Raw genomic sequence first — 26,092 nt, 5'->3', positions numbered from 1 at the left:
CCATGTTAAGTATCCAAAATCAAATGTTACAGCCAAATTATGATGTGGTGATTATTGGTGGCGGTCAAGCTGGTTTATGTATCAGTCACTATTTGCAAAAATCAGGTATTGACCATGTAGTATTGGAAAAAGAATCCGAGTTAACCCATAGCTGGCGCCATAAACGTTGGGATAATTTTACCTTAGTGACACCAAACTGGCAGTGTCTATTGCCTGAACATCCTTATCAGGGGAACGACCCTGACGGCTTTATGACAAAGCCTGAAATTGTGGCATATCTTGACGAATTTATTGAAAAAACTAATCCTCCAGTCATTTTAAATATTCAGGTAGAACATGTGAAAAAAGTGGCAGCGCATGAGTTTGTCATTGAAACCAATCACGGTACAACCACAGCCAAACAGCTTGTCGTTGCAGCAGGCGGGTATCACACACCGATTTATCCAAAATTAAGCGATACCTTGCCTAAAAATGTGAAAGTGATGCATTCGGAAGAATATTTAAATGTAGAGCAACTGCCTAAAGGTGCGGTGTTGGTGGTCGGGTCAGGACAATCCGGTGCACAGATTGCCGAAGATTTACATCTGGCAGGCAAAAAAGTCTACTTATCGACAGGCAATGCCCCACGTTGTGCTCGCTTCTATCGCGGCAAAGATGTAGTAAAGTGGCTGTTTGATATGGGGTATTACGAAACGACTGTCAAACATCATCGTTATAGTGAAAAAGTACGTAACAGTACCAACCACTATGTCACAGGGCGTGACGGCGGGCGTGATATTGACCTGCGGAAATTTGCCTTAGAAGGTATGCAACTGTTCGGACATTTTGATGACTTTAAAGAGGGTCAATTCTGGTTTAAGCCAAATTTATCAGAAAACCTGGACCTTGCCGACACCACTTATAATCGCATTAATGCCTCGATTGATGAGTATTTAGAGAAAAACAATATTGCAACCGACGAACCCGCATCGGTGTATCAACCGGTTTGGCAGCCTGAACAGGAAATCACACACATTGATTTAGCAAAAGAAAATATTACTTCCGTGATTTGGTGTATTGGTTTTAAACCAGATTATTCATGGCTTGATTTAGATATTTTTCAAGCCAATGGTTATCCAAAACATGACCGTGGTATTACCATCGATCCAGATGTCACATTTATTGGTTTGCCGTGGTTATATACATGGGGCTCTGGACGTTTTCTGGGGATCGATCAGGATGCCGCCTATGTGGTGCAACATATTAAGCAACAAATAAATCAGCAAAATATACATATGCCACCTACTCTAATTAAAGGTGCTAAATCTAAAATCAAAGATAAAAGAATATCTCAAATGTGAAACTTCTTACTTCACCTGACAAAAGATGTTTCTCTTGGGTGAGTAGAACGGACAGATCACTCTAGCCGTTCTACTCACCCACAACCTTATCAAGAGCCTGTCTCACCCTGAGACTGAAAAAACCGGGCTCAAAGGAAAGACATGATGGTGCGAATACATTAAAGGATAAGGCACAATGACGGATTATTGGCATCTCTCTATTATTTAACGCTGAGAATATCGCTCATTTCAACAATTGATGATATGACATCATTATTATAAGAATAATAGTTTCCAAAAAAATATCATAAGTATTTTATATTTACCTCCTGATATTTATCCGAAAATTAACCGATATAAAAAATCATATCTAATTCATCACTAACGTATTAATATATAATAATAGAAAGCCTTGCAGTAATTATTAGATTCATACTAAATAATACATCTCTTCAATAAATAAAGTACTTTGGCCTTTAGCTAAGGATAAAAACATGAAAGACAACGCTTTATATGACCCTATTGCACATCTTTACGAGAGCTTTTCAGATACTGCTGCCCATATAAAAGTAGAAATCAGAACTATCTTCGATCTGGCAGGAGATATACACGGGAAATCAGTGTTAGATTTAGCCTGTGGATATGGTCTCTTTAGTCGAGAATACAAGAATCGTGGCGCGTCAAAAGTCATTGGAGTCGATATATCAGATAACATGATAGCCATTGCGAAAAGCAAATCACAACAATACGGTGACGATATCGAATTTCACGTAAGAAATGTTTGTAAAATGGAGTCATTTGGCAAATTTGATATAGTCAATGCAGCCTGGTTATTCTGCCATGCAGAATCTATTGAAGACCTTGAAACTATGTTCCGTGTCATTGCCGCTCATCTCAAGCCTTCTGGTAAATTAATTGCATATACCGTTGAACCTGATTGTCAATTAGAAAAAATTAATTATGAGAATTATGGTATAAAAATTCTGAGTAAAGAGCCCGTGAAAGACACAACTTTCGTGAGAGCTGAATTTCTTACCACACCACCCAGCCCTTTCACTATGTATCATTGGAGTCGTGAACAGCATCAAACAGCGATTCAAAAGGCGGGGTTCAAACAATTTAGATGGCAAAAACCCATGCTGTTAGAAAGCGATATTGAGGAATATCCCCTAGGTTTTTGGGATGATTATCAACGAAATTGCCTTGATACAGCCCTTATTTGTCAATTTTAACCAGATAATCCCCTGGATCCACTGTCTTTCCTATACAAATCCCCCGATGAAAATCGAGGGATTTTTTTGAATTTCCCTCGTCCCGCCAGACAACGCTTCCAGACCTCCAACCTGACCATTTAAAAACGTGAATATAAAGAGATTAAAACTTTCATATAAACAGGCTAATTTAATTCAAAAATGAGATTTTCAAACAAATAGTAAATTATGTTTAATATAAATTTATTAAACATTAAAAAAGAATTAAAAATAAATCAGCTATTTCCGAAAAAAGGATAAATAAGTAGATGAATGGCTTTAATACTGGGGTTACTTTCTAAAACACAGAGGCTTTTATTTACCTGTTCGAGTTAATCGTTTTATTTGTCGGAAAGGATTGGGAAAACATAATTTAAAGCATTTTATTTTTTCATTTTCATACTTATAAATTCATTTTCGTCTCGTCAGGTTAAATCAGATTTAGATGTGAGGCTTTGCTCTGTTACTCAGTTTTAAGCATGATAAAAGCCTAAGCCTGTAAAGGGGTTGAGTTATTATATAATCGATGTGGCTTTTTTTTACACAATGATGTTATACTCAAATCGTAAACTTCGTCCATTAAATACCGATGTAACGACTTTTGATTTTAAGAATATTAAAGGAAACTTCACGATGACACATAAAAGATACAGCCCCTCTTGGGAAGGCTATATGGGCGATTTTCTAAGAGGTAATGCTGGGATTAATCATTTGAAACCTCAATACCAGTCCTTTGATGCTATTGGTCTTGAGAAACAGTTAAACGAGAATACAGCGTATATTGCGCTGCTATCCTTAGAGGAAGCGAAAGATGTTTTAGAGGATATTGATTCGCCAAAACCAAAAAGTCCATTTATAAAGAAAGTGTTTTCGATTACCGATCCTATATCACCCTATACAGGTAATATACGTGATGCTTTTGACTTTGCAAATGTAGTAGGAGAATTTAAAAAATTAGGAATTAAAGCCACAGAGTATGTTGGTAAAAATGGGCAAAGATATATTAAAATCTCAGGTCATGCGGGGCTTAGAAAAATCATCAATGCTTCAAGATACAGTGCTTCTAACATGAAGATGATACACCCTATAGATTTCAAGATGCATCGCGACGGCAAGGGAGTGAATCCCCGGGAGCATAGGTAACTATGTGACCGGGGTGAGCGAGTGCAGCCAACAAAGAGGCAACTTGAAAGATGACGGGTATATCTATGGGGATAGGGCAACAGGGAGTAAATAGTAGCATAGTTAAAGGAATTAAATTCAATATACTATTTTCCTCAGCTTATCGAGCGGTTGCATACATCTTTAAGGATGAATACACACTGGCTGATTTCTTAGGAAATATTTCAGTAGATATGGCTAAAGCAGCAGTAGCGGCTTTTGCTTCTTGGGTTATTGGAACTTTTGCAGCAACTGCATTTGCTACTGGTGCTAGCGTAATTGTTGTGGCTGGTATTATGCTTGCTATTGGTATTGCAACGACATCTATACTTGATTCTATAGATAAAAATTTTAAAATTAGTGAAACTATAATTAATTTGATCAAAAAAGAATTAGAAAGAAAACCAAAAACACCAGAAGCTAATTTCAATCAATTTCTTCATAACTGGGGGAATTATGGTAAATAAAAAAAAGCTTTTGCATATTATAGGAGCTTTTTCTTTTATTATTCTAACGTTATTTACTTTTTTTTCTAGCGGAGAAAATTTAATTTCATTAGTTAAAATGGAAGATAAAATAATATTCTCAGGCCCTGTTTTTATGCTATTTTTTGCTTTTCCTTTCCTTTCATACTTTATAGTTTCTGTTATTTTCCTTAATATAAAAAATCGCTGGCCAAAACATCACGATAGTTTTATTAACTGTTTTGGGGTGATTGCCATTGTTTCATTCTTTTTAAGTTTTCCCCTATCTTTTTATGTGGATTATAAATTAAAAAGTGAAAATTATTTAATATGTGAAAAAATATCCTGGAGGTCGCCTAATACCTATGTGAAAAACATTAAGCTATGTGATTAATATTATTGCGTTTAATTTCTTTATAACTGGAGGGGTTATGATAAATAAAAAAAAGATTATGCATATCATCGGCGCTTTTGCTATTTTTATTTTAGCACTATCAGGTTTATTTTTGACTGGGGAAAATCTAATTTCCTTAATTAAAATGGAAGAGAAAATAACATTCTCAGGTCCTGTTTTTATGCTATTTTTTTCCTTTCCTTTCCTTTCCTTTCATACTTTATAGTTTCTGTTATTTTCCTTAATATAAAAAATCGCTGGCCAAAACATCACGATAATTTTATTAACTGTTTTGGGGTGATTGCCATTGTTTCATTCTTTTTAAGTTTTCCCCTATCTTTTTATGTAGATTATAAATTAAAAAGTGAGAATTATTTAGTATGTGAAAGAATATCTTTGGCATCACCTAATACCTATGTAAAAGATATTAAGCTATGTGATTAATATTATTGAGTTTAATTTCTTCATAACTGGGGTAATTATGAAAAACCCCTCGTGTTGAATTTCCGTATGCTATACCATAACGACAGAGCTTTCCGCATGTTTTTAGGCGATGTACACACGGGACATCCAGACCATTTTTGCCCGTGTCGTAAAACACTTGTTTACCGACTACCTTGGGGCAACTGAATGAAGAACCGCAACATCACTGTGCATGGCTCTATTGTGACCATTACCACCCGTCATGATCAGGACTACATCTCATTGACCGATATGGTCAGGAGCTTTGGGGACGAGAGTATCCTCTATAACTGGCTGCGTAACCGCAATACTATCGAGTTTCTGGGAATATGGGAGCAGCTCTACAACCCAGCCAATTTTAAACCTGTCGAATTCGAGAGGTTTAAAAGCCAAGCGGGTTTGAACAGCTTTTCACTATCGCCCAAAAAATGGATCGATGCTACCGGTGCCATTGGCCTGTACGCCAAATCAGGCCGGGGTGGCGGCACTTATGCCCACCGCGATATCGCTTTCGAGTTTGGTTCCTGGCTGAGTGCGGAATTCAAGCTGTACCTGATCCGTGAGTTCCAGCGGCTCAAGGAAGAAGAAGCCCGGGTTAACTCATTAGAATGGAATTTCCAACGCACCCTAGCCAAGGTAAATTACCGCATTCACACGGATGCCATCAAAGAAAGACTGATCCCTCCGCAACTGACCAAAACGCAAACTGCCATTATTTATGCCAGCGAAGCTGATTTGCTCAACGTAGCTTTATTCGGTCAGACAGCGGCTCAATGGCGACAAAACAACGGCAGTCAACCCGGTGGTAACATGCGTGACCATGCAACACTTGAGCAACTGGTTGTGTTGTCCAATCTGGAGAGCATCAATGCAGTTCTCATTCATCAGGAACTACCCGCACCGGAACGTCTGGGTCAGTTGAATACGATCGCCATTACTCAGATGCGCTCTCTAGTTGGTCTGTCAGATGTCAAACAGTTGGGAAAGGGTTCACAACAATTACCTGATCCCTCATCGACACAGTAACGAGATTGAAACCTGAAAGAAAACGGGCAACTGCCCGTTGAGTCTGAAAATAGGTGTGAACACAATTCTGATCCATATTCACTAAGTGGCAGTTGGTGACACGACTGTTGGACCTACTCCAATAATCTGTACTCTTGTTATTTTTATTTTATCGTTATGTACTTTCTTTTTGGCAGGAGAAAATTTAATCTCTTTAATTAAAATGGAAGATAAAATAATATACTCAGGCCCTGTTTTTATAATATTCTTTTCTTTTCCTCTGCTTTCGTATTTTATGATTTTTATTATTTTCTTTAATATAACTGGCCGCTGTAAAAAATATCACGATAGTTTTATTAACTGTTTTAGGTTTATTAGCTATTATTTCATTTTTTTAAGTTTCTCCTTATCTTTCTATATAGATTACAAAGTAAAAATTATCTGGTATGTGAAAGAATATCCTGGATGTCACCGAATACCTATGTAAACGATATTAAGCTATGTGATTAATATTATTGTATTTAATTTCTTCATAACTGGGGAAACTTTGACATATATTTTTCGCAATAAACTAACTCCCTCGCAGGGAGAAGTATCGAACATAATAAATAAGATTCCAAAATAGTGCTACATCTTATACCACTCATAATTCTATATATAACAATGGATTGAAGAAGGCTATGTGTAGCATAATTACGAAACGTTATTTATAATGAGCCAAATTTTTATAATATTTGGCTCAGATTATTGAGGTTTTTAGGTAAAATTCTATAACCCTCTACCTTCATATAAAGCGATATATTTTCCACAATAATCTAAATATTTATAACCTTTAAGATACCATCTAACTCCAGCCCAATCATATATATTAGGGAAATTGCCATTATCTTTAGCAATATATTGAGTATATAGGCCATTGTTATGGGATATACCCGAACTATAACAATTGTCCCAAGGAATATATACGCTTGCCGATGCAACCCCAATTCCTCCAGTTAATGTAATACCTGTCGCTAATACCCCAATAGCTAATAATTTCTTAAACATAAAATTTTCTCCTTTAATAGTTTTATAACTTGTATACTTTATAAATTTCACCTTAAGTGTATCGCTTTTATAAAGCTTGTCAAAATTATGAAGTTATAAAAATATTTATTTTAATCTTGGTAATATTGGATAGAAAATTATTTGATAAGAAATATAAAATCATATGTAATAATACATATTAAATCATCATTAACCTATATTACAATTTTAAAAGCTGTTTATATTTTTCATTTTAAATTGGAAGTTTAATTTCTTATTAAAAAAATAACACCTCGCACAATGTAAAGGGTCTTCTGTCGATTAAATAGTTTTCAAAAGGTGCAATTAAATAACCTGAATTTGGAGGATTAGACTAATAAGTACACTTTACCTTAAAACCTTTAGTGATTATATTAACGGAATGTGTATTAGAAAAACCCCCTTCACAGTAAACCACTTAATGTGAAGGGGCTTTTGTCAAACTGGCATCTCTACTTTTTATTTGCTTTATCTCAAACTCCGTGAAATCTCCAAAAGTTCGCTTTGCTCTCAATTAGCATTCGGGAAGAAGAATTCCGCCGATTTGTTAAACTCAGATAATCCGATGTTTCTCTAATTGAACCTGCCGCGCAGCCTCACGAGCTATACGTCTCTTACGAGCATCACAAGGTTCCGGGCAATCACATACTTTCTCCACACCAATACTGCTTAAACCGCCACAGCTCCCTTGTATGCTCTTACGTTTAATCATATAGCCCAACGACATTCCCGCAAAAGCCAGCAGGAAAAAGACGAAGGCTGCAACAAATACTTTCAGCACTTCTTTCCCTCCTCATTGATTTTTCTGTAGGTATGGCTCAAAGGCTTTACTGTAACGCTCTTCAAAACCTTTCTTCGTTTTTATAATCATAAAAACCGGGATATTCAAATTTTCCGCAACTTCCATTCCTTTTTCCGGCCCTAAAACATTCAATCCAGTAGAAAGCCCATCAGCACTCATACAAGCTGGAGCAATCACCGTAATAGAAACTAAGTTATGAGAAATAGGGTTCCCCGTTTTTGGATCAATGGTATGTGAATAGCGCACGCCATTTTGTTCAAAGTAATTACGGTAATCACCAGAAGTCGCTATCGACATATTCCCAGGCATTATCACTTCCTGAGCATTTTGTGCCATGCCAGTGTCAGATGGCTTTTCAATCGCAATTCGCCACAGCAGATCTTTACCATTATGGCCTGATGTGCGGACTTCACCGCCAATATCAACCATATAGTCTTTGATATTCTGCGATTCCAGATATTCAGCAACAACATCCACGCCATAACCTTTAGCGATAGATGATAAATCGATATACAGCTCTGGAACGGTTTTAATCAGGTTATTACCTTCTACTACCAGTTTATCAATCCCAGTCCATTCTCGGCGTTTTTCCAGTTCACTTGCAGAAGGCGCTTTCGTCACGCGTCCCTCAGGACCAAACCCCCATAAATTAACCAATGGGCCAACCGTCACATCCAACGCGCCATCGGTCAATTTATTAATGTAGATCGCTTCTTTAACCACTTTAGCTGTCGCGGCTGATACCGGGAATGGCTGATTAATTTCACGACTTCGATTAAAACGACTTAATTCAGAATCAGGGCGATATGTCGACATCTGACCGTTAACCTCCTCCAGCAAGCGATCAATCTCTTTTTGCAGAGCTTCTGGCGAAGGCGCCGACGAACCCGTGACAAATTTAATGGAATAGTAAGTCCCCATTGTTTGCCCATGAATATTTTTCTGCTCCAGACCATCGCATGCCGCCAGCAGCAATACTGCAAATATTAACGCTATCCAGCTACTTATCTTTTTACGCACAGTTAATTACTCTTTCCGAATTGTTAGCGCCCACAAATTTGTGGGCGCTGGGGTGCCGGTCATTAAAATCAAACTATTTATGGACGATCAGCCGCCAAAATCATCTAACATGATGTTTTCATCCTCAACACCGAGATCTTTCAACATTTTGATCACCGCGGCATTCATAACCGGAGGCCCACACATGTAAAACTCACAATCTTCAGGAGCCGGATGATCCCTCAAATAATTCTCATACAGAACATTATGGATAAAACCGGTGTAACCATCCCAGTTGTCTTCAGGCAGTGCATCTGATAGGGCTACGTTCCAGGTAAAGTTTTCATTTTCAGCCGCTAGCTGATCGAAATCCTCTGTATAGAACATTTCACGTTTAGAACGAGCACCATACCAGAAGCTAATCTTACGTTTGGAATTCAATCGATTAAGCTGATCAAAGATATGAGAACGCATTGGTGCCATACCTGCACCACCACCGATGAAGATCATTTCCGCATCAGTATCTTTTGCGAAAAATTCACCGAACGGACCCGAAATAGTCACTTTATCACCGGATTTCAGTGACCAAATATAAGAAGACATAATTCCCGGAGGCGCTTCCGAATTTTTTGGTGGCGGCGTCGCAATACGAACGTTAAGCATGATAATTCCGTGTTCTTCTGGGTAGTTTGCCATTGAGTAAGCACGAACTGTTGGCTCTTTCACCTCAGAGACAAAACGGAACAAATTAAATTTATCCCAGTCCTCACGGTATTCTTTCGGCACATCATAATCCTCGTAACGAGCAATATGTGGCTGAGCTTCAATCTGAATATAGCCACCTGCGCGGAAAGGTACAACTTCCCCATCAGGGATCTTCAATTTTAGCTCTTTAATGAAAGTTGCTTTGTTATCGTTGGAGATAACTTCACATTCCCATTTCTTAACACCGAATATCTCTTCCGGTAACTTAATTTTCAGGTTCTGTTTTACATTGACCTGACAAGCCAGACGACACCCCTCTTTTGCTTCTCGCTTACTAATGTGAGAAAGCTCTGTTGGCAGAATGTCACCACCACCATCTTTAATCTTTACCCGGCACTGACCACAAGAGCCACCACCACCACAAGCAGAAGAGACAAAAATCCCCTGGCTTGACAACATATTTAACAATTTATCACCGGCAGGAGCGGTAAAGCTCTTTTCCGGATCACCATTAATTTCAACCCTAATATTCCCAGTGTTAACTAACTTTGATTTTGCGAATAAAATCAGCGCCGTCAGTACTAACACAATTAGGGTAAACATCACTACGCCTAAAATTATTATATCCATGAATGCTTCTCGCCTTTATAACTGCACACCAGAGAAGGACATAAAACCCAATGCCATCAAACCCGTAGTGACAAAGGTGATCCCCAATCCTTTCAGACCCGCCGGAACATCAGCATATTTCATTTTTTCACGAATAGAAGCCAGCAGAACAATTGCCAACATCCAACCTATACCTGAGCCAAAACCATACACGATGGATTCAGAAAAGTTATAGTCACGCTGCGCCATGAAAGAGACACCACCAAAAATCGCACAGTTAACGGTAATTAGTGGTAAAAAAATGCCGAGCGCGTTATAGAGTGAAGGGAAATAACGATCAAGGATCATTTCAAGAATCTGCACTAATGCAGCAATCACGCCAATAAATGTAATAAAGTTCAGGAAGCTGAGATCAACCCCTTCAACCAATGCACCGTCACGCAATACCAAGTTATACACCAGGTTATTAGCAGGAACAGAGATTCCTAAAACCACCGTGACAGCAATACCCAGACCAAACGCTGTTGTGACATTTTTCGATACGGCCAAAAAGGTGCACATACCGAGGAAGAAAGCCAACGCCATATTCTCAATAAAGACAGCGCGGACAAACAGGCTTATAAAATGTTCCATGTTGTCAGTTACTCCTTCTCAACCTGCGCCGGTTTCAACGTCCTCAGACCCCAAATCAGCATACCAATAATGAAAAACGCGCTAGGGGCTAACAGGAACAAACCATTAGGTTGATACCAACCACCATTCTGTACCGATTCCATCACGGTAATCCCAAACAGTTTGCCGGAACCAAACAACTCACGCAGGAAACCAACCAGTACCAGAATAACACCGTAACCTAAACCATTACCGATACCATCCATAAAGCTTTCAATGGGTGGAGACTTCATCGCATAGGCTTCCGCACGTCCCATCACGATACAGTTAGTAATGATAAGACCAACAAATACAGACAATTGCTTGGAAATTTCATAAGCATAAGCCTGTAAAATCTGATCTACCACGATAACCAATGATGCAATAATAGCCATCTGGACAATAATTCGCACACTGCCAGGGATGTAATGACGAATCAACGAGATAAAAAAGCTGGAAAAGGCAGTCACCAATGTTACCGCTATTGTCATTACCAACGCCGTTTCCAACTTGGTTGTTACCGCCAGTGCTGAGCAAATCCCCAGAACCTGCAATGCAATCGGGTTATTATCCAAAAGTGGCCCAAGAAGGACTCGTTTTATTTCTTTACTATCAGCCATCTTTCAACGCTCCTTCGCGTACTTTTTTCAGGAACGGACCAAAACCGTTATCCCCTAACCAGAAATTAAACATGTTCTGGACACCGGCAGAGGTGAGAGTCGCACCAGACAAGCCATCAACACCATAAGGGTCATCGGCAGCAGCCCCGCCACGAACAATTTTGATCGCCGGATTGCCTTCATCGTTATACAGTTTTTTACCTATCCACTTTTTACGCCATTGTGGGTTATCCACTTCACCCCCTAACCCCGGCGTTTCGCCATGTGAATAATAAGTGATGCCACGAGCCGTTTTGCCATCCACATCAACGGAGATAAAAGCATACATGACAGACCACAGGCCAGAACCATAAACAGGCAGAACGATTTCGCGAGTTTTACCCTGTTCATTCTTCACCAGATAGACCTCGGCCATATTGGCGCGACGGCGAATTTTCGCCAGATCCTTTTCAGGTGGTAATGCAATACTGGTATCATCACTGCGCAACGCATCGTTCAGGTTAAACTTGCCCTGACTGCTTTCAAGCGTTGCCGTCTCCAGATTCAATAACTCAGTTTTAATGCGGCTTTTGAACGCTTCTTTAACCTCATCGGCACTCATCTGTGGGTTGAGTAACCCCGCAACATCGAGGATATTACGCTGTTTATCCAGCAATTTTTGTTCCTGTTGCTGAGATTTCAGCCCTACCGCAGAACCTGCTACCACAATTGAGCAAACGAGACATAGCACAAAAACAACGATAAATGTTCTGCCGATGCTGTCATTATTTTTTGGTTTATCATTAGCCACGGGCTTTTCTCCGCTTAATATTGGCCTGCACTACCAGATAATCAAACAATGGCGCAAACAGGTTTGCGAACAGAATCGCCAGCATCATACCTTCCGGGTATGCCGGGTTAACAACCCTGATCAGAACGCACATTACACCAATCAGAACGCCGTACCACCATTTACCTTTGTCGGTAAATGAAGCAGACACTGGATCGGTCGCCATAAAAATCATACCAAAAGCAAAACCACCCAGAACCATATGCCAATACCACGGCATAGCAAACAACAGGTTAGTCTCTGAACCGATAGCATTAAATAGGTAGGAAGTTGCAACCATACCCAACATCACCCCGGCGACAATGCGCCATGAAGCAATGCGGGTAAACAGGATAACTGCACCACCGATGAAAATCATCAGCGTAGATACTTCACCGATAGAGCCAGGAATATTACCAATGAAAGCATCCATCCAAGTAACAGGCTGACCGGTAACGGTATTCACTAATCCCTGACTACCACCAGCCGCCCATTGAGATAACGGGGTCGCACCAGAGAAACCATCAGCCGCAGTCCATACCAAATCACCTGAAATCTGTGCAGGGTAAGCAAAGAATAGAAAAGCACGGCCAGCCAGTGCCGGGTTCAGGAAGTTACGACCTGTACCACCGAATACTTCTTTCGCAATGACAACACCGAATGTAATACCCAGCGCCGCCTGCCACAGAGGAATCGTTGGTGGAACAATCAACGCAAATAAAATAGAAGTAACGAAAAATCCTTCGTTAATTTCATGCTTACGGATAAGGGCAAACAGCACTTCCCAGAAGCCACCAACCACAAATACAACGATGTAAACAGGCAAAAAGTAAGTTGCACCAAGCAACATTTTACTGCCCCAACTCGCATCCAGTGTCAGTGATGCCCCCAAAAACTGAGCAACACCATAGTGCCAGTCAGATGCCAGATGTTGTTGTAATTCCGCACCACTGTATAAATGATACAACGCAGGGATCGCCTGCTGACCAACGTTATACATTCCCCAGAACATTGCCGGGAATACGGCCAGCCATACCATGATCATCATACGCTTTAGATCGATAGCATCACGGACATGAGCACCGCCAGAAGTTACGGTACCTGGTGTATAGAAAATCGTCGTTACCGCTTCATACAACGGATAATATTTTTCTAATTTGCCCCCGGGCTCAAAGTGGTGCTCAATTTTTTCAAAATAGTTTTTCAGGCCCATGAAATCATCCTTCCTGCTCAATCTTAGTCAGCACTTCACGCAGTACCGGACCATATTCATATTTGCCAGGACAGACATAGGTACAAAGTGCCAAGTCTTCCTCATCTAACTCCAGACAACCCAGTGCCTGAGCACTATCGGTATCACCCGCCAGCAGATCCCGCAGCAAATGAGTTGCCATAATATCCAAAGGCATAACACGCTCATAGTTACCGATTGGGACCATAGAACGTTCACCACCATTCATTGTCGTTGAAAAAGCAAAGCGCTTATTTTTCAGGAAATGACCAATGGTGGTGCGGGTAATGGAAAATTTATCGATACCCGGCATGATCCAACCAAATAGCTCTTTTTCGCGACCTTCACGCAAAACGGAAACCAAAGTATGGAAACGACCAAGATAGTGATGAACCTCATCTGACTGAGTACCGCACAATACGGAACCTGAAATAATACGGTTTTCACCCTGTTTAAGCTGACCCTGAGTTAACTCAAGCAGATCGGCCCCTAAGCAAGTACGTATAAGACGAGGTTTCTCAACCTGTGGACCGGCCAATGCAACGACACGATCAGTATAAAGTGTGCCGGTAGTGAATAATTTACCGATAGCAATCACATCCTGATATCCCAGGTGCCATACCGTTTTAGTCGCACTGACGGGTTCAATAAAGTGAATGTGAGTTCCCGCTAATCCCGCAGGGTGCGGACCAGAGAACTGATTATACGTGATTTGTGCATTATTACCGACATTCGGCAAACTTCCTGCACTATGGCAAACATGGACTTTACCTTCGGTCAGTTTAGTCAGTACATTCAGACCATCAACAAAAGCCTCTTTATCGGTAGCAATAATCACCTGTGAATTTGCAGCCAGAGGCTGAGTATCCATCGCGGTTACAAAAATTGCTTTTGGCGAAGAGCCGGGAGCAGGGCTTCGGCTGTAAGGGCGGGTACGTAGCGCGGTCCATAACCCGGAATCAATCAGATTCTTTTCCACTTGTTCTCGGGATAATTGAGAAAATTGGGCACGATCATAACGGTCAAACTTAACCTGTTCGTCTCCCGTTATCTCAATCACAATTGACTGCAAAACACGTTGTTCACCACGATTAATCGCCACAACCTGCCCACAGGCTGGGCTGGTGAAAACCACACCTGGATTCTTTTTATCTTCAAAAAGAATCTGGCCCTTCTTAACATGCTCACCTTCCTTCACCAACATAGAAGGACGCATTCCAACATACTCTTCACCCAATAGTGCTACATGGCGAATCGTCGGACCATCTTCTATTACTTGAGCAGGCGCTCCTGCAATCGGGAGGTCGAGTCCTTTTTTAATTTTAATCATAAGATTTGCACAAGTTTATCAATTAAATCATATGCTACAGATTACCTGGTGGTAATATAGCCACTCTATAAAAAATCCCTTAAGTCACGAATCGTGCCCAGGTTATAATTCTCCGATAATTGTTACGATTTTCTGTTAATCTCCGGGCGGCAATTTTAACATCTCCCTTCTTAGACTGTCTGACTAATCAAGTGATTTAGTTCAAGCAAACAGGAATAATTTTGGCTTTGAACGATTAACCGATCGCAAAAAACGAATGATTATATCACCTTTACCGACAACTGATTGTATTTTAACCTAACAATCACTTTGTCGTGATAAAGTTACCGTCATCATTTTCTATTCACAAAGTCGATGACTCATGGCAATCTTAAGCTAAATTTTTAGTTAGTCCGCGACATCGCTATTACGGTAGTCACATGAAAAAAACTGCGGCTTTTCCTGCAATAATATTGTTGTTATTTAGTTCATTCACTCCGGTCTATGCTCAGGATACTTTAGTGCAATTGAAGCAAAATTTCCCTGTGCAGCCTGGCGCTCCTGTCTTTATCCAAATATTTAAAGAAGAGCGGATATTGGAGCTTTATACTAAAAATAGTCATGGAAGCTACCAACTGTCTAAAAGCTACCCCATCTGTAATTACTCTGGCGGCCTTGGTCCCAAAACCACAGAAGGTGATCTGAAAAGCCCGGAAGGCTTCTATCGTGTAAAAACCCATCAACTCAATCCAAATAGTCGGTATTACCGATCTATTAATCTCGGCTTTCCAAATGAATACGATAAATTCAGAGGCTATTCCGGAAACTATTTAATGATCCACGGAGAGTGTAAATCTGTCGGTTGTTATGCTATGACTAATGGTTATATGGATGAGATCTACCATTATATAGAAAGTGCATTATTGCGTGGGCAATATGAAATTAATATCAGTATTTATCCATTCAAAATGACACCACAGAATATGTTACGCCACCGTTCATCCTCCCATTATATGTTTTGGTTACAATTACAGCCGGCTTATGAATATTTTGCAAAAAATCACCAGCCAGCAACGGTCAGCATCATTAACGGCCAATATGTGGTTAATGCTACACCTGAAAAATCGCCACTTTTGCAGCATCAATCACAATATGCGTTCACCAAGATGAAATAGTGCATAGCAACCCGGCTCAATACGATTCCAAGCTTCATTACCCGTTAAAGGTTGAGTAACAATGACGGAAACAACATCATCCGGCTGTGTATGTTGCTGAAAATCAATTTCAATATCCTGATCCAGAAGTTTTGCTTTTCCAAACGGCGCCCGACGGGTAATCCAATAAAGGTTGGTTGAACAATATGCCATCACAAAACGCCCGTCTGACAACAACATATTAAATACACCTTTTTTGCTGATTTCGTCTGCTAGTGAAGCGATAAAACGAAAAACCTTAGGCCAATTGGAGGGGGTTCTTGGATATTTTTGTGAAAGTTGATGCAAAATCCAGCAAAAAGCATATTCGCTATCAGTCTGCCCAACGGGACGATACTGACCCGTTTCAAGCTGCCGATAGCCCCGAAGCTGCCCATTATGGGCATAAGTCCAGTTGCGCCCCCACATCTCACGGATGAAAGGATGAGTATTTTCCAACGTAACATTACCGCGATTAGCCTGCCGGATATGAGAAACCACCACTCTAGATTTAATCGGATACTCTTGTACAAAGCGGGCAACGGGTGAATTGTAACTTGGTTGATGATCTTTAAATGTGCGGCAGCCCCTCCCCTCATAAAAAGTGATCCCCCAACCATCTTTATGGGGCCCAGTATGACCACCTCGTTGAATCAAGCCACCTAAACTAAAGCAGATATCTGTTGGCACATTTGCACTCATGCCAAGTAATTCACACATTGCCCACCTCTGTAGCCTGTATACCCGTCATCTTTCAAGTTGCCTCTTTGTTGGCTGCACTCACTCACCCCGGTCACATCGTTCTCTATGCTCCCGGGGATTCGCTCCCTTGCCGCCGCGATGCATCTTGAAATCCATAGGGTATAAAATCAAGCTTTAACCATCTCTATTTCGATAAGTTGAATCAGGATATGAATAACTTTGATATGAATTTCCTGAATACGATCTGCATAACCAAAATGCGGAACACGAATTTCCACATCAGCAATTCCTGCCATTTTACCGCCATCCTTGCCTGTCAGCGTAATGACTTTCATGCCTTTTAAGCGGGCAGCTTCAACTGCTTTGATAATATTACCGGAATTACCGGAAGTAGAGATACCCAGTAATACATCGCCCTCTTTCCCAACCGCTTCTATATAACGAGAAAAAACAAATTCATACCCGAAATCATTACTGACGCAGGAAAGATGGCTGACATCAGAAATCGCAATCGCTGGATAGCCAGGGCGATTCTCACGGTAACGACCTGTCAATTCTTCGGCAAAATGCATTGCATCACAATGCGAACCCCCATTACCGCAGGACAGTACCTTGCCACCCGCTTTAAATGAATCAGCCAGCAAGACTGCTGCTTTTTGAATTGCTTCAATATTTGCATCGTCACTTAAAAACTTTGCCAACGTATCCGCGGCTTCGTTCAATTCACTACGGATCAGGTCTTGATACATAGGCTCCTCACTTCGGTCAGGTAATCTTTAATGTTGTGCCGGATGGCAGTTTACCGGATCAAGAGAATTGAAAGAAGACAACATCACGTTTCTGGAGAATTAATCCGTTCCCGATCACCATGAGTTTGTGAGCTACATTGTAATTAAGATGTAAAGATATTGCTAAAAGCAATTTCCTGGTCTAAAAAGAGAAGAACACCACAACAGGTCCGACCTCTGATGACTTACCTGACCCTGAGATTAACCAGGAGCTTTTATTATGACCACATTGAGTATTGTTCTATTCTTAGTATTGATTGGGATACTTTGCTATCACAAAGTCAATCTCAGTCTCAGCAGCCTACTGCTCCTTGTCTATACCGTCTTGATGGGCGCTATTGATGCATGGAGCTACTGGATGTTGTTACCAATGGCCATTATTCTGTTCCCGCTGAATTTTGCGCCAATGCGCCACTCCTTACTGACTGTTCCGGCCTTAAAAGCCTTCCGTAAGGTAATGCCAAGTCTATCTCGCACGGAAAAAGAAGCTCTTGACGCAGGTACTACCTGGTGGGAAGGCGAACTGTTCCGCGGTAAACCCGACTGGAAAAAATTGCATGACTATCCAAAGCCTCAGTTAACCGCTGAAGAACAAGCATTTCTGGATGGCCCGGTAGAAGAAGCTTGCCGTATGACCAATGATTTCCAGATAAGCCATGAACTTGCTGATTTGCCGCCTGAATTATGGCGTTACCTGAAAGAACACCGCTTCTTTGCCATGATCATTAAAAAAGAGTATGGCGGTCTGGAATTCTCAGCCTATGCACAGGCACGAGTCCTGCAAAAATTGGCGGGGGCATCCGGTATTTTGGCAATCACCGTAGGTGTACCTAACTCTCTCGGCCCAGGTGAATTGTTACAGCATTATGGCACCGAAGAGCAGAAAAACCTCTATCTACCTGGGCTTGCCCGTGGTGAAGAGATCCCATGTTTCGCACTGACCAGCCCGGAAGCTGGCTCTGATGCCGGATCAATCCCAGATACAGGCGTAGTCTGTATGGGAGAATGGCAAGGTGAACAAATTCTCGGTATGCGCCTGACCTGGAACAAACGTTATATCACACTTGCACCTATCGCCACCGTACTCGGTCTGGCTTTCAAACTCTCTGACCCTGACCATTTATTGGGCGATACAGAAGAATTGGGCATTACCTGTGCATTGATCCCGACCAATGTACCGGGGGTAGAAATTGGCCATCGCCACTTCCCACTGAATATTCCATTCCAGAATGGCCCAACTCGCGGTAAAGATATCTTTGTTCCAATCGACTATATTATTGGCGGGCCAAAAATGGCCGGACAAGGCTGGCGGATGCTGGTTGAGTGTCTGTCTGTCGGCCGCGGTATCACTCTGCCATCAAATGCAACCGGCGGTTTGAAAAGTGTTGCTATGGCGATTGGCGCATACTCTTACATCCGTCGCCAATTCAAAATGCCAATTGGTAAAATGGAAGGGATTGAAGAACCACTGGCACGCATTGCCGGTAACACCTATTTGATGGACGCCGCTTCAACACTTGCAACAACCGGTATCATGCTAGGTGAAAAACCCTCTGTGTTATCCGCTATCGTCAAATATCACTGTACTCACCGAGGCCAACGCTCAATTATTGACGCAATGGATATTGCCGGTGGTAAAGGTATTTGCCTTGGTCCATCCAACTTCCTTGCTCGCGCTTATCAAGGTGCACCTATCGCCATTACCGTTGAAGGTGCCAATATTCTGACCCGTAACATGATTATCTACGGTCAGGGAGCTATCCGCTGCCATCCTTATGTCCTTGACGAAATGGCCGCGGCTGAAAATAACCGTATTAAAGATTTTGATAAGGCACTGTTTAGCCACCTTGGTCACGTTGCTAGTAACACGTTACGCAGCTTCTGGCTTGGCTTAACTAATGGCCGCACCAGCAGCACACCGGTCAATGATGCAACACGCCGTTACTATCAGCAATTAAACCGCCTGAGCACCAACCTTGCGCTATTATCAGATGTGGCAATGGGAGTATTAGGTGGCAGCTTGAAACGTCGCGAACGTGTCTCCGCCCGTCTTGGCGATGTTCTGAGTCAAACCTATCTGGCTTCCGCGACGTTGAAACGCTATGAAGATGAAGGTCGTCAAAAAGAAGATTTGCCGCTAGTTCAGTGGGCCGTTCAAGATAGTTTGTACCAGGCAGAACAGGCGATAGATAACTTACTGAGTAACTTCCCGAATCGTCTGGTTGCCGGTCTGATGCGTGTTATTGTCTTCCCTCTGGGGCGTGTACATTCAGCACCATCTGACCATCTGGATCACAAACTGGCCCAGCTTTTACAACAACCTTCAGCTACCCGTGATCGCATTGGCCGAGGTCAATATCTGACACCAAGCGAGCATAACCCTCACGGATTACTGGAAGAAGCTTTACACGATATTATTGCCGCAGAACCAATCCATGCCCGTTTAAGTCGCGAAGCAGGTAAACGTCTTGGCTTTACTCGCTTGGATAAACTGGCAGAACGCGCACTCGCAGAACGTAAGATCACGCCAGACGAGGCCGCAATTCTAAAACGTGCCGAAGCAAGCCGTCTACGTTCTATTAATGTCGATGAGTTTGAACCAGAAGCACTGGCTGTCGCTGCCCCGGTCGAAAAACCGAGAACAAAAGCCGCCTGAAACTGACGACTAAAGAGAGTTAAACACTACATTAATCACGGGGCGATATCTTAACAAATATCGCCCCGTATTTTATAACGTAGAGGCACAGGATACGTCTTCCAACGCTAACAACTCTTCAATCGTTTGACGGCGACGAATTAATTGAGGCTTACCATTAACAAACAACACTTCAGAGATAAGCGGACGGCTATTGTAATTGGAGGACATTGACGCACCATAGGCACCAGTATCATGAAAAACTAAATAGTCACCAACCTGAACAGATGGCAACGCTCTTGGCGCAATGCCTCCGCCCTCAACCTGCGTAAAGATATCGCCGGATTCACATAACGGCCCCGCAACTAACGTTTCCCGCAATGGAAGTTGTTCAATCTTACGTCCATCAGCGAGCAAAACTGAGATATCGTGATAACTGCCATACATTACTGGACGCATTAAGTCATTGAACCCCGCATCCACTAGAACATAATGACGGTTCCCCATCTGCTTAACCGCCCGGACTTCTGTCATTAGAACGCCAGATTCCGCAACTAAAAAACGCCCCGGTTCAATTTCCAGCTCAATTTTATGACCCAAATGCTGTTCAATTCTTTTACGAGCATCATCCCACAACCCAAAATAATGAGCGATATTGATTCGTTCATCTCCCTGATGATAAGGCGTCGATAAGCCTCCACCGGCTGAAATTGCCTGAATATCTTCACCACAAAGAATAACCTGTTCAACCATCGCATTGCATACACTGGCAAGGTGATGATAATCAACACCAGAGCCAATATGCATATGTAAACCCAGCAATTTCAATCCATAGTGGCGGATTTTCTCGATTGCTTGTGGAAGATCCTGATACCAAATACCATGTTTACTGTTTTCACCCCCCGTATTCGTCTTCTGGCTATGACCATGACCAAACCCAGGATTAATCCGCAACCATACCGGATGTCCTTTTTTATATTGACCAATCTGTTCCAACATATCGATAGAACCCGCATTAACTGGAATATCCAATTCGGTTACTCTTTGCAGCGTCGGCACATCGATTAAATCAGCAGTGAAAACGATGTCTGCTATTTCTTGTCCTGAACAAAACCCAGCCCGTAAAGCACGCTCGATTTCCCCTAGTGAAACGGCATCAACTTTCACACCATACTCACGCATCAGGCGCAAAATATGAGTATTAGAACAAGCCTTCTGAGCAAACCTGACCACATCAAACTGACATAACAACTTAATTTTTTGGGTAATTGTTTCACTATCGTAAACCCATAATGGAGTACCATACGTTTCTGGCAGACGACCCAAATTCTCCGGTATCAGATTAGGACAACTATTGCGGGTAAAATTGCGGATAAAAGTACTCATTAGGGTTTCTCTCACAAAGTCAACAGATAACCCATTATTGGCAGTAAAAAACAGGAATAAAAATATCCATTTCGTTATAGTCTATTCATCTGTGATATAGAATTATCCTTTGAAGGAACAATCAATTTATGTCTTCTTGTTCATGGCGCCATATTGAAATCTTTCATGCGGTAATGACGACAAAAAACCTAACAGAAGCGGCTATTTTATTACAAACATCACAACCAACAGTCAGTCGCGAATTAGCACGATTCGAGCATTTAATAAAATTCAAACTATTTGATCGAGTAAAAGGCCGCCTGCATCCGACAGCACAAGGATTGCGCCTTTTTGAAGAAGTACAGCGCTCTTATTATGGACTTGAAAGAATAATGAATGCGGCTGACAACATACGTAAATTTCAACATGCTCAACTTTCCATTGCCTGCCTGCCGGTATTTTCTCAATCACTGTTACCGAAAGTTTGCCATCACTTCACCCGTCAATATCCTGATACTAATTTAACCATCATTCCACAGGAATCACCGCTACTGGAAGAGTGGCTCTCAGCTCAACGCCATGATCTGGGTTTGACAGAACATTTGCAGACACCACCAGGTACACAGAGAGAAACAATGATCACACTGAATGAAATTTGCGTATTGCCCGCCACTCATCCTCTCAGTCATAAATCGCTATTAACTCCAGAAGATTTCAGCGAACAAAATTTCATCAGTCTTTCAATAACGGATAGCTACCGTCAGCTCATTGATGGCATATTCGCAGAACACCATATTCGCCGCCGCATGATTATGGAAACTCACAGTGCTGCATCAGTATGTGCAATGGTGCGCGAAGGCATTGGTGTTTCTATTGTCAACCCACTGACCGTACTCGATTATTTAGACAGTCACGGCAAATCTGAAATATGCGCTCGCCCATTTAGTATTAACATTCCTTTTACTGTCAGCCTGATAAAACCCATTCACCGCCCTTCTTCTGCCCCAGTCGATACTTTTATTGAACACCTAAAAACACAAGTTGCTCTATTTCCTCAGAAACTAAAATCAGCTTTTCAGCATTAGTGCTTGCCAGTACGGAGAGGAAGCAAACCATTGAACCAGAAAATCCAGTAATGCCCTCAGCGTTGCTGGCATATTTTGACGGCTGGCATAAATACCATAAATTCCCATAGCCTGAGGTCGATATTCTGGCAACAACTGAATCAATTTTCCTGACGCCAAATGCGAAGCAACAGAATAATAAGGTTGCATGGCAATTCCCGCGCCTTGCAATGTTGCTTCCATTAACACCATCGATTCATTGGCACTCAAAGTACCGCTAACAGGAACAGAATACTTTTCCCCTAGATGTTCAAATAACCAAAGACTTTTACCGAAAAAATTATAAGTCATACAGTTATGCAGAGCTAAATCAGCCGGTTTTTGCGGGAGCATTTTTCCCGCCAGATAACAAGGAGCAGCGCAAACCACAGAATGACATGTCGATAACGGTCTGGCGATCAAATTCGGTTCCAAATTATTCGTGATGCGTAACGCTAAATCTATCCGCTCCTCGACCAAATTTATTGCCTTATTGCTCATCTGCATATCAATAGCTATCTGAGGATAAATCTGCATAAACTCAGGAATCGCCACAGACAACGCGCTTACTGCCAGAGATTGAGAACTGCTTATCCGCAAAAGACCACTCAGCTCCTGCGCTTCTACTGGTTGATGAACAGGTATCTCTTCCGACAATTGCAATAACTTACGGCTACGCTGATAGGCGATCTCTCCTGCTGATGTCAGGCTGATCTTTCTCGTTGTACGATGTAACAGACGTACTCCCGCCCATTTTTCCATTTCAGCCAAATAACGGGATACCATTGCCCGCGACATATCTAACCGTTCCGATGCAGCAATCATGCTACCTTGTTCTACAATTATAGTGAACACTTGCGCAGCAGTGATTCTATCCATCAATTAGCTCGATTTATGCAACAAATAATTACCAATTATGCGGTTTTTTCATCGAAAAACGCAACTTATTATGAACCTCGTTCACACAACATCAGGAATTCAATCATGACTCGCAAAACAACACTCAATATTGCGCTGGCAGGTATCCTTTCCTTGGGTACCATTTCTCTGGCACAAGCCGCTGATCTCAAACTAGATGTTTATAATCCGGGTGAGAAAAGCTTATTTCCCGTCTCTTCTGAAATCATCAGTGGAGATAAAGAAGTTGTCCTAATCGATGCTCAGTTTCAAAAAAATGATGCTGAAGCACTGGTCAAAAGAATTAAAGATACCGGCAAAAAGCTGACAACCATTTATATCAGTCAGTCCGATCCTGATTTCTATTTCGGCCTTGAAGTACTGACCAAAGCATTCCCTGACGCCAAAGTCATTGCATCACCAGAAACAATTAAAGAAATCAACAAGACCAAAGATGGCAAACTGGTTTATTGGGGAGGTGTCCTGAAAGAACAGGCACCCAAAAAAGTCATCGTGCCGCAACCACTGGAAGGTCACTCTTTTACAGTTGATGGTGAAAAACTGATCGTCGAAGGTCTTGATGGCCCTGCGGCTGACCGTACTTTCGTTTGGATACCAAAACTAAAAGCGGTAGTAGGCGGTGTCACTGTTTCAAGCAACATTCATGTCTGGATGGCGGATACACAGACTAAAGAGTCCCGCAAAAACTGGATGCAGACATTAGAGCGTATAAAAGAGCTAAAACCGACAATTGTGGTTCCGGGACATTTCATTGGTAACACACCAATGACGTTGGAATCCGTTCATTTCACGCAAAAGTACCTGACTATTTTTGAAAAAGAGCTGGCAAAAGCGAAAGATTCAAAAGCGCTAATAGCGGCAATGGAAAAGCACTATCCAAAACTTGGAGACAAATCCAGTCTCGAATTAAGTGCTAAGGTGCTGAAAGGCGAAATGAAGTGGCCCCAATAAGTGAATTAACTCTTTTTCAGGAATAAGTAATATGCCCGGAATGACTCTGCATTATATCTATGATCCACTATGTGGCTGGTGCTATGGCGTTTCCTCTCTGATACAAGCAGCAAAAGAGGTCGCAAATGTGAAAATTGAATTGCATGGCGGCGGAATGCTGACAGGTGATAACAGACGCCAAATAGACAGCACATGGCGTGATTATGTCCTTAGTCAGGATAAACGGATCGCAAGCCTGACCGGGCAAACTTTCAGTGAGCAATATGTCACATTGTTAAATGATAAATCACTGATTATGGATTCATTACCACCAATATCAGCCATTCTTGCAACAGAAAAATTGGCTGGTAAAGGTGTCGAAATGTTACTGGCAGTACAAAAAGCGCATTATGTTCGTGGACTAAAAATCAGCGAAACTGAAACATTATTGAATTTAGCAAATGAACTACAGCTTAATTCAGAACAGTTCCAGCAAGAGCTGATATTGAATAATGAATCAGAAAGCCTCCAACATATTAGGAAAAGCCGTGAATTATTGGCAAAAGTTGGCGGCTCAGGCTTCCCTACATTTATTTTGGAAAATGACAGAAATGAGCTATCTATTATTTCTCTTGATAAATACTTGGGACAACCTAAACGTTGGCAAGATGCGCTGATTCATTATCAATTTTAATCCCACAGTTCTAATACCACAATTTTAACTACTGGTGCCCATACGTTTTCAGCTATCGGGCACCATCCACGATACCCCATCCATTTCCAATAAGTGCATATAGATCATTATGACCGCAGAAATGGCTATATATGGGCCAAAAGCAACAGGCTCTTGGCAATTTTCTCGTATTCTCCACATCCATAAGCACCCAATAAGACCAAACAGTGAGGATAAGAGCATTAATAAAGGAATTACACCAATCCCCAACCAAGCACTAACCGCCGCCATTAACTTAAAATCACCATACCCTAACCCTTCTTTATGACAAATTATTCTGAATAACCAATAGAACGACCATAAAATCAAATAACCCGCAATCGCACCTGTCACAGCTTGTTCAATGGGCACAAAAATTTGATTCAAATTCAATAGTAACCCTAACCATAACAGTGGATAATTTATTATGTCTGGCAATAATTTAATTTTTATATCAATAAAAGAAAGTATAATTAGCATCCAAACAAATATTAAAACAACATATAAATGAAAATTCAATGGAAAATAAATCATAAAAAAAGCTGTTATAAATAGCGTCACTAATTCAACCTGAAAATAATCAAAAATTATTTTTTCATAGCCATAAATAATTTTAATGAATGCGGGTATCACTTTATTCAAAATTATTCCTGATACTATTCCAACAAAAATAGCCAAAACAACGACCTTAATATTAAAATCCATGTAATAAAACACCTCCAAATTCATTATATACCCGCCATCTTTCAAGTTGCTTCTTTGTTGGCTGCACTCACTCACCCCGGTCACATCGTTATCTATGCGCCCGGGGATCCGCTCCCTTGCCGCCGCGATGCATCTTGAAATCCATAGGGTATACAATGAGCATTTCAATTAAATAATAAAACAAAAC

At 41.3% G+C, this 26,092-nt stretch carries 25 protein-coding genes and 2 pseudogenes; 13 read left to right on the top strand and 14 right to left on the bottom strand.

The window, feature by feature from the left end; genetic code table 11:
• Positions 1 to 2 precede the first annotated feature (2 nt).
• From SLS51_RS12155 to SLS51_RS12120, 8 genes and pseudogenes are all read left to right on the top strand, one after another.
• On the top strand, positions 3 to 1,340 hold the full coding sequence (locus SLS51_RS12155; protein ID WP_323838655.1) for an MSMEG_0569 family flavin-dependent oxidoreductase: 1,338 nt from the start codon (positions 3 to 5) through the stop codon (positions 1,338 to 1,340).
• Between the two features lie 473 nt (positions 1,341 to 1,813).
• Positions 1,814 to 2,551, top strand: a complete 738-nt coding sequence (locus tag SLS51_RS12150; protein ID WP_323838652.1) for a class I SAM-dependent DNA methyltransferase — start codon at positions 1,814 to 1,816, stop codon at positions 2,549 to 2,551.
• A gap of 651 nt (positions 2,552 to 3,202) precedes the next feature.
• Positions 3,203 to 3,712, top strand: a complete 510-nt coding sequence (locus tag SLS51_RS12145) for a hypothetical protein (protein WP_439126877.1) — start codon at positions 3,203 to 3,205, stop codon at positions 3,710 to 3,712.
• A 50-nt stretch (positions 3,713 to 3,762) separates the two neighbouring features.
• Positions 3,763 to 4,197 carry a hypothetical protein gene (locus SLS51_RS12140; RefSeq protein WP_323838650.1) on the top strand — a complete coding sequence of 145 codons (435 nt, stop codon included), beginning with the start codon at positions 3,763 to 3,765 and terminating at the stop codon, positions 4,195 to 4,197.
• Entirely contained in the window at positions 4,187 to 4,588 is a 402-nt protein-coding gene (locus SLS51_RS12135; protein ID WP_323838648.1) for a DUF1240 domain-containing protein, read from the top strand. The genes SLS51_RS12140 and SLS51_RS12135 overlap by 11 nt, the downstream gene beginning before the upstream one ends.
• Before the next feature lie 37 nt (positions 4,589 to 4,625).
• Positions 4,626 to 5,032, top strand: a pseudogene (locus SLS51_RS12130) (DUF1240 domain-containing protein).
• A 186-nt stretch (positions 5,033 to 5,218) separates the two neighbouring features.
• Entirely contained in the window at positions 5,219 to 6,076 is an 858-nt protein-coding gene (locus tag SLS51_RS12125) for a KilA-N domain-containing protein (protein WP_323838646.1), read from the top strand.
• Positions 6,077 to 6,161: 85 nt separating this feature from the next.
• Positions 6,162 to 6,565, top strand: a pseudogene (locus SLS51_RS12120) (DUF1240 domain-containing protein).
• A gap of 258 nt (positions 6,566 to 6,823) precedes the next feature.
• Here the strand turns inward: SLS51_RS12120 and SLS51_RS12115 are convergent.
• The 9 genes from SLS51_RS12115 to SLS51_RS12075 all read right to left on the bottom strand — a co-directional run bounded on the left by SLS51_RS12115 (position 6,824) and on the right by SLS51_RS12075 (position 14,875).
• A complete protein-coding gene (locus SLS51_RS12115) occupies positions 6,824 to 7,102 on the bottom strand; it encodes an LCI fold-containing protein (RefSeq protein WP_214086752.1) in 279 nt (92 codons plus the stop codon).
• A 571-nt stretch (positions 7,103 to 7,673) separates the two neighbouring features.
• The gene (gene nqrM, locus SLS51_RS12110) at positions 7,674 to 7,901 is read right to left on the bottom strand and encodes a (Na+)-NQR maturation NqrM (protein WP_323838642.1); all 228 of its coding nucleotides are present in this window, start codon (positions 7,899 to 7,901) and stop codon (positions 7,674 to 7,676) included.
• A gap of 12 nt (positions 7,902 to 7,913) precedes the next feature.
• Complete coding sequence (locus SLS51_RS12105; RefSeq protein WP_323838640.1) at positions 7,914 to 8,942, bottom strand: FAD:protein FMN transferase; 1,029 nt, start codon at positions 8,940 to 8,942, stop codon at positions 7,914 to 7,916.
• Between the two features lie 87 nt (positions 8,943 to 9,029).
• Complete coding sequence (nqrF, locus tag SLS51_RS12100) at positions 9,030 to 10,256, bottom strand: NADH:ubiquinone reductase (Na(+)-transporting) subunit F (RefSeq protein WP_323838638.1); 1,227 nt, start codon at positions 10,254 to 10,256, stop codon at positions 9,030 to 9,032.
• 15 nt (positions 10,257 to 10,271) lie between these two features.
• Positions 10,272 to 10,868 (bottom strand): NADH:ubiquinone reductase (Na(+)-transporting) subunit E, encoded by a 597-nt coding sequence (gene nqrE, locus SLS51_RS12095; RefSeq protein WP_011145527.1) that lies wholly within the window; start codon positions 10,866 to 10,868, stop codon positions 10,272 to 10,274.
• Positions 10,869 to 10,876: 8 nt separating this feature from the next.
• Entirely contained in the window at positions 10,877 to 11,506 is a 630-nt protein-coding gene (locus SLS51_RS12090) for an NADH:ubiquinone reductase (Na(+)-transporting) subunit D (protein WP_011145526.1), read from the bottom strand.
• The gene (locus SLS51_RS12085; protein ID WP_323838632.1) at positions 11,499 to 12,296 is read right to left on the bottom strand and encodes a Na(+)-translocating NADH-quinone reductase subunit C; all 798 of its coding nucleotides are present in this window, start codon (positions 12,294 to 12,296) and stop codon (positions 11,499 to 11,501) included. Before SLS51_RS12085 ends, SLS51_RS12090 begins: the two co-directional genes overlap by 8 nt.
• Positions 12,289 to 13,527: an NADH:ubiquinone reductase (Na(+)-transporting) subunit B gene (locus tag SLS51_RS12080; protein WP_323838630.1), complete on the bottom strand. Its 1,239-nt coding sequence runs from the start codon at positions 13,525 to 13,527 to the stop codon at positions 12,289 to 12,291. The genes SLS51_RS12085 and SLS51_RS12080 overlap by 8 nt, the downstream gene beginning before the upstream one ends.
• Positions 13,528 to 13,531: 4 nt before the next feature.
• Positions 13,532 to 14,875, bottom strand: coding sequence for a Na(+)-translocating NADH-quinone reductase subunit A (locus SLS51_RS12075; RefSeq protein WP_323838628.1), 1,344 nt, complete (start codon positions 14,873 to 14,875; stop codon positions 13,532 to 13,534).
• A 419-nt stretch (positions 14,876 to 15,294) separates the two neighbouring features.
• Here SLS51_RS12075 and SLS51_RS12070 point away from each other — a divergent pair, with 419 nt between their 5' ends.
• Complete coding sequence (locus tag SLS51_RS12070; protein WP_323838626.1) at positions 15,295 to 16,029, top strand: L,D-transpeptidase family protein; 735 nt, start codon at positions 15,295 to 15,297, stop codon at positions 16,027 to 16,029.
• On the opposite strand, the gene SLS51_RS12065 is transcribed toward SLS51_RS12070, so the two are convergent.
• Together SLS51_RS12065 and lpcA are read right to left on the bottom strand one after the other, a co-directional pair.
• The gene (locus SLS51_RS12065) at positions 16,000 to 16,767 is read right to left on the bottom strand and encodes a class II glutamine amidotransferase (RefSeq protein ID WP_323838624.1); all 768 of its coding nucleotides are present in this window, start codon (positions 16,765 to 16,767) and stop codon (positions 16,000 to 16,002) included. The genes SLS51_RS12070 and SLS51_RS12065 overlap by 30 nt on opposite strands.
• A gap of 149 nt (positions 16,768 to 16,916) precedes the next feature.
• Positions 16,917 to 17,498 carry a D-sedoheptulose 7-phosphate isomerase gene (lpcA, locus tag SLS51_RS12060; protein WP_323838622.1) on the bottom strand — a complete coding sequence of 194 codons (582 nt, stop codon included), beginning with the start codon at positions 17,496 to 17,498 and terminating at the stop codon, positions 16,917 to 16,919.
• Positions 17,499 to 17,757: 259 nt separating this feature from the next.
• On the opposite strand from lpcA, the gene fadE reads away from it, so the two are divergent.
• The gene (gene fadE, locus SLS51_RS12055; protein ID WP_323838620.1) at positions 17,758 to 20,193 is read left to right on the top strand and encodes an acyl-CoA dehydrogenase FadE; all 2,436 of its coding nucleotides are present in this window, start codon (positions 17,758 to 17,760) and stop codon (positions 20,191 to 20,193) included.
• 72 nt (positions 20,194 to 20,265) lie between these two features.
• Here fadE and lysA read toward each other — a convergent pair whose 3' ends face one another.
• Positions 20,266 to 21,558: a diaminopimelate decarboxylase gene (lysA, locus tag SLS51_RS12050; RefSeq protein ID WP_323838618.1), complete on the bottom strand. Its 1,293-nt coding sequence runs from the start codon at positions 21,556 to 21,558 to the stop codon at positions 20,266 to 20,268.
• A 128-nt stretch (positions 21,559 to 21,686) separates the two neighbouring features.
• On the opposite strand from lysA, the gene SLS51_RS12045 reads away from it, so the two are divergent.
• Positions 21,687 to 22,622, top strand: coding sequence for a LysR family transcriptional regulator (locus SLS51_RS12045; protein WP_323838616.1), 936 nt, complete (start codon positions 21,687 to 21,689; stop codon positions 22,620 to 22,622).
• Here SLS51_RS12045 and SLS51_RS12040 read toward each other — a convergent pair.
• A complete protein-coding gene (locus SLS51_RS12040; protein WP_323838614.1) occupies positions 22,605 to 23,519 on the bottom strand; it encodes a LysR family transcriptional regulator in 915 nt (304 codons plus the stop codon). The genes SLS51_RS12045 and SLS51_RS12040 overlap by 18 nt on opposite strands.
• Before the next feature lie 105 nt (positions 23,520 to 23,624).
• On the opposite strand from SLS51_RS12040, the gene SLS51_RS12035 reads away from it, so the two are divergent.
• Both SLS51_RS12035 and SLS51_RS12030 read left to right on the top strand, forming a co-directional pair.
• Positions 23,625 to 24,509 carry an MBL fold metallo-hydrolase gene (locus SLS51_RS12035; RefSeq protein WP_323838612.1) on the top strand — a complete coding sequence of 295 codons (885 nt, stop codon included), beginning with the start codon at positions 23,625 to 23,627 and terminating at the stop codon, positions 24,507 to 24,509.
• Positions 24,510 to 24,540: 31 nt separating this feature from the next.
• A complete protein-coding gene (locus tag SLS51_RS12030; RefSeq protein WP_323838610.1) occupies positions 24,541 to 25,182 on the top strand; it encodes a DsbA family protein in 642 nt (213 codons plus the stop codon).
• Between the two features lie 48 nt (positions 25,183 to 25,230).
• Here SLS51_RS12030 and SLS51_RS12025 read toward each other — a convergent pair whose 3' ends face one another.
• Positions 25,231 to 25,989, bottom strand: a complete 759-nt coding sequence (locus SLS51_RS12025) for a prepilin peptidase (protein WP_323838608.1) — start codon at positions 25,987 to 25,989, stop codon at positions 25,231 to 25,233.
• Positions 25,990 to 26,092: the final 103 nt, after the last annotated feature.

This window comes from Photorhabdus africana (genome assembly GCF_035181445.1).
GTDB lineage: Bacteria > Pseudomonadota > Gammaproteobacteria > Enterobacterales > Enterobacteriaceae > Photorhabdus > Photorhabdus laumondii.
The sequence above is the reverse complement of the archived record's forward strand: the minus strand, read 5'-3'. Positions and strand labels throughout refer to the sequence as shown.

What these genes read in the sequence shown, in the direction of transcription:
- SLS51_RS12155 (WP_323838655.1), top strand. Translation starts at nt 3, where the DNA reads ATGTTAAGTATCCAAAATCAAATGTTACAGCCAAATTATGATGTGGTG.
- SLS51_RS12150 (WP_323838652.1), top strand. Translation starts at nt 1,814, where the DNA reads ATGAAAGACAACGCTTTATATGACCCTATTGCACATCTTTACGAGAGC.
- SLS51_RS12145 (WP_439126877.1), top strand. Translation starts at nt 3,203, where the DNA reads ATGACACATAAAAGATACAGCCCCTCTTGGGAAGGCTATATGGGCGAT.
- SLS51_RS12140 (WP_323838650.1), top strand. Translation starts at nt 3,763, where the DNA reads ATGACGGGTATATCTATGGGGATAGGGCAACAGGGAGTAAATAGTAGC.
- SLS51_RS12135 (WP_323838648.1), top strand. Translation starts at nt 4,187, where the DNA reads ATGGTAAATAAAAAAAAGCTTTTGCATATTATAGGAGCTTTTTCTTTT.
- SLS51_RS12125 (WP_323838646.1), top strand. Translation starts at nt 5,219, where the DNA reads ATGAAGAACCGCAACATCACTGTGCATGGCTCTATTGTGACCATTACC.
- SLS51_RS12115 (WP_214086752.1), bottom strand. Translation starts at nt 7,102, where the DNA reads ATGTTTAAGAAATTATTAGCTATTGGGGTATTAGCGACAGGTATTACA.
- nqrF (WP_323838638.1), bottom strand. Translation starts at nt 10,256, where the DNA reads ATGGATATAATAATTTTAGGCGTAGTGATGTTTACCCTAATTGTGTTA.
- nqrE (WP_011145527.1), bottom strand. Translation starts at nt 10,868, where the DNA reads ATGGAACATTTTATAAGCCTGTTTGTCCGCGCTGTCTTTATTGAGAAT.
- SLS51_RS12090 (WP_011145526.1), bottom strand. Translation starts at nt 11,506, where the DNA reads ATGGCTGATAGTAAAGAAATAAAACGAGTCCTTCTTGGGCCACTTTTG.
- SLS51_RS12080 (WP_323838630.1), bottom strand. Translation starts at nt 13,527, where the DNA reads ATGGGCCTGAAAAACTATTTTGAAAAAATTGAGCACCACTTTGAGCCC.
- SLS51_RS12075 (WP_323838628.1), bottom strand. Translation starts at nt 14,875, where the DNA reads ATGATTAAAATTAAAAAAGGACTCGACCTCCCGATTGCAGGAGCGCCT.
- SLS51_RS12070 (WP_323838626.1), top strand. Translation starts at nt 15,295, where the DNA reads ATGAAAAAAACTGCGGCTTTTCCTGCAATAATATTGTTGTTATTTAGT.
- SLS51_RS12065 (WP_323838624.1), bottom strand. Translation starts at nt 16,767, where the DNA reads ATGTGTGAATTACTTGGCATGAGTGCAAATGTGCCAACAGATATCTGC.
- lpcA (WP_323838622.1), bottom strand. Translation starts at nt 17,498, where the DNA reads ATGTATCAAGACCTGATCCGTAGTGAATTGAACGAAGCCGCGGATACG.
- fadE (WP_323838620.1), top strand. Translation starts at nt 17,758, where the DNA reads ATGACCACATTGAGTATTGTTCTATTCTTAGTATTGATTGGGATACTT.
- lysA (WP_323838618.1), bottom strand. Translation starts at nt 21,558, where the DNA reads ATGAGTACTTTTATCCGCAATTTTACCCGCAATAGTTGTCCTAATCTG.
- SLS51_RS12045 (WP_323838616.1), top strand. Translation starts at nt 21,687, where the DNA reads ATGTCTTCTTGTTCATGGCGCCATATTGAAATCTTTCATGCGGTAATG.
- SLS51_RS12040 (WP_323838614.1), bottom strand. Translation starts at nt 23,519, where the DNA reads ATGGATAGAATCACTGCTGCGCAAGTGTTCACTATAATTGTAGAACAA.
- SLS51_RS12035 (WP_323838612.1), top strand. Translation starts at nt 23,625, where the DNA reads ATGACTCGCAAAACAACACTCAATATTGCGCTGGCAGGTATCCTTTCC.
- SLS51_RS12030 (WP_323838610.1), top strand. Translation starts at nt 24,541, where the DNA reads ATGCCCGGAATGACTCTGCATTATATCTATGATCCACTATGTGGCTGG.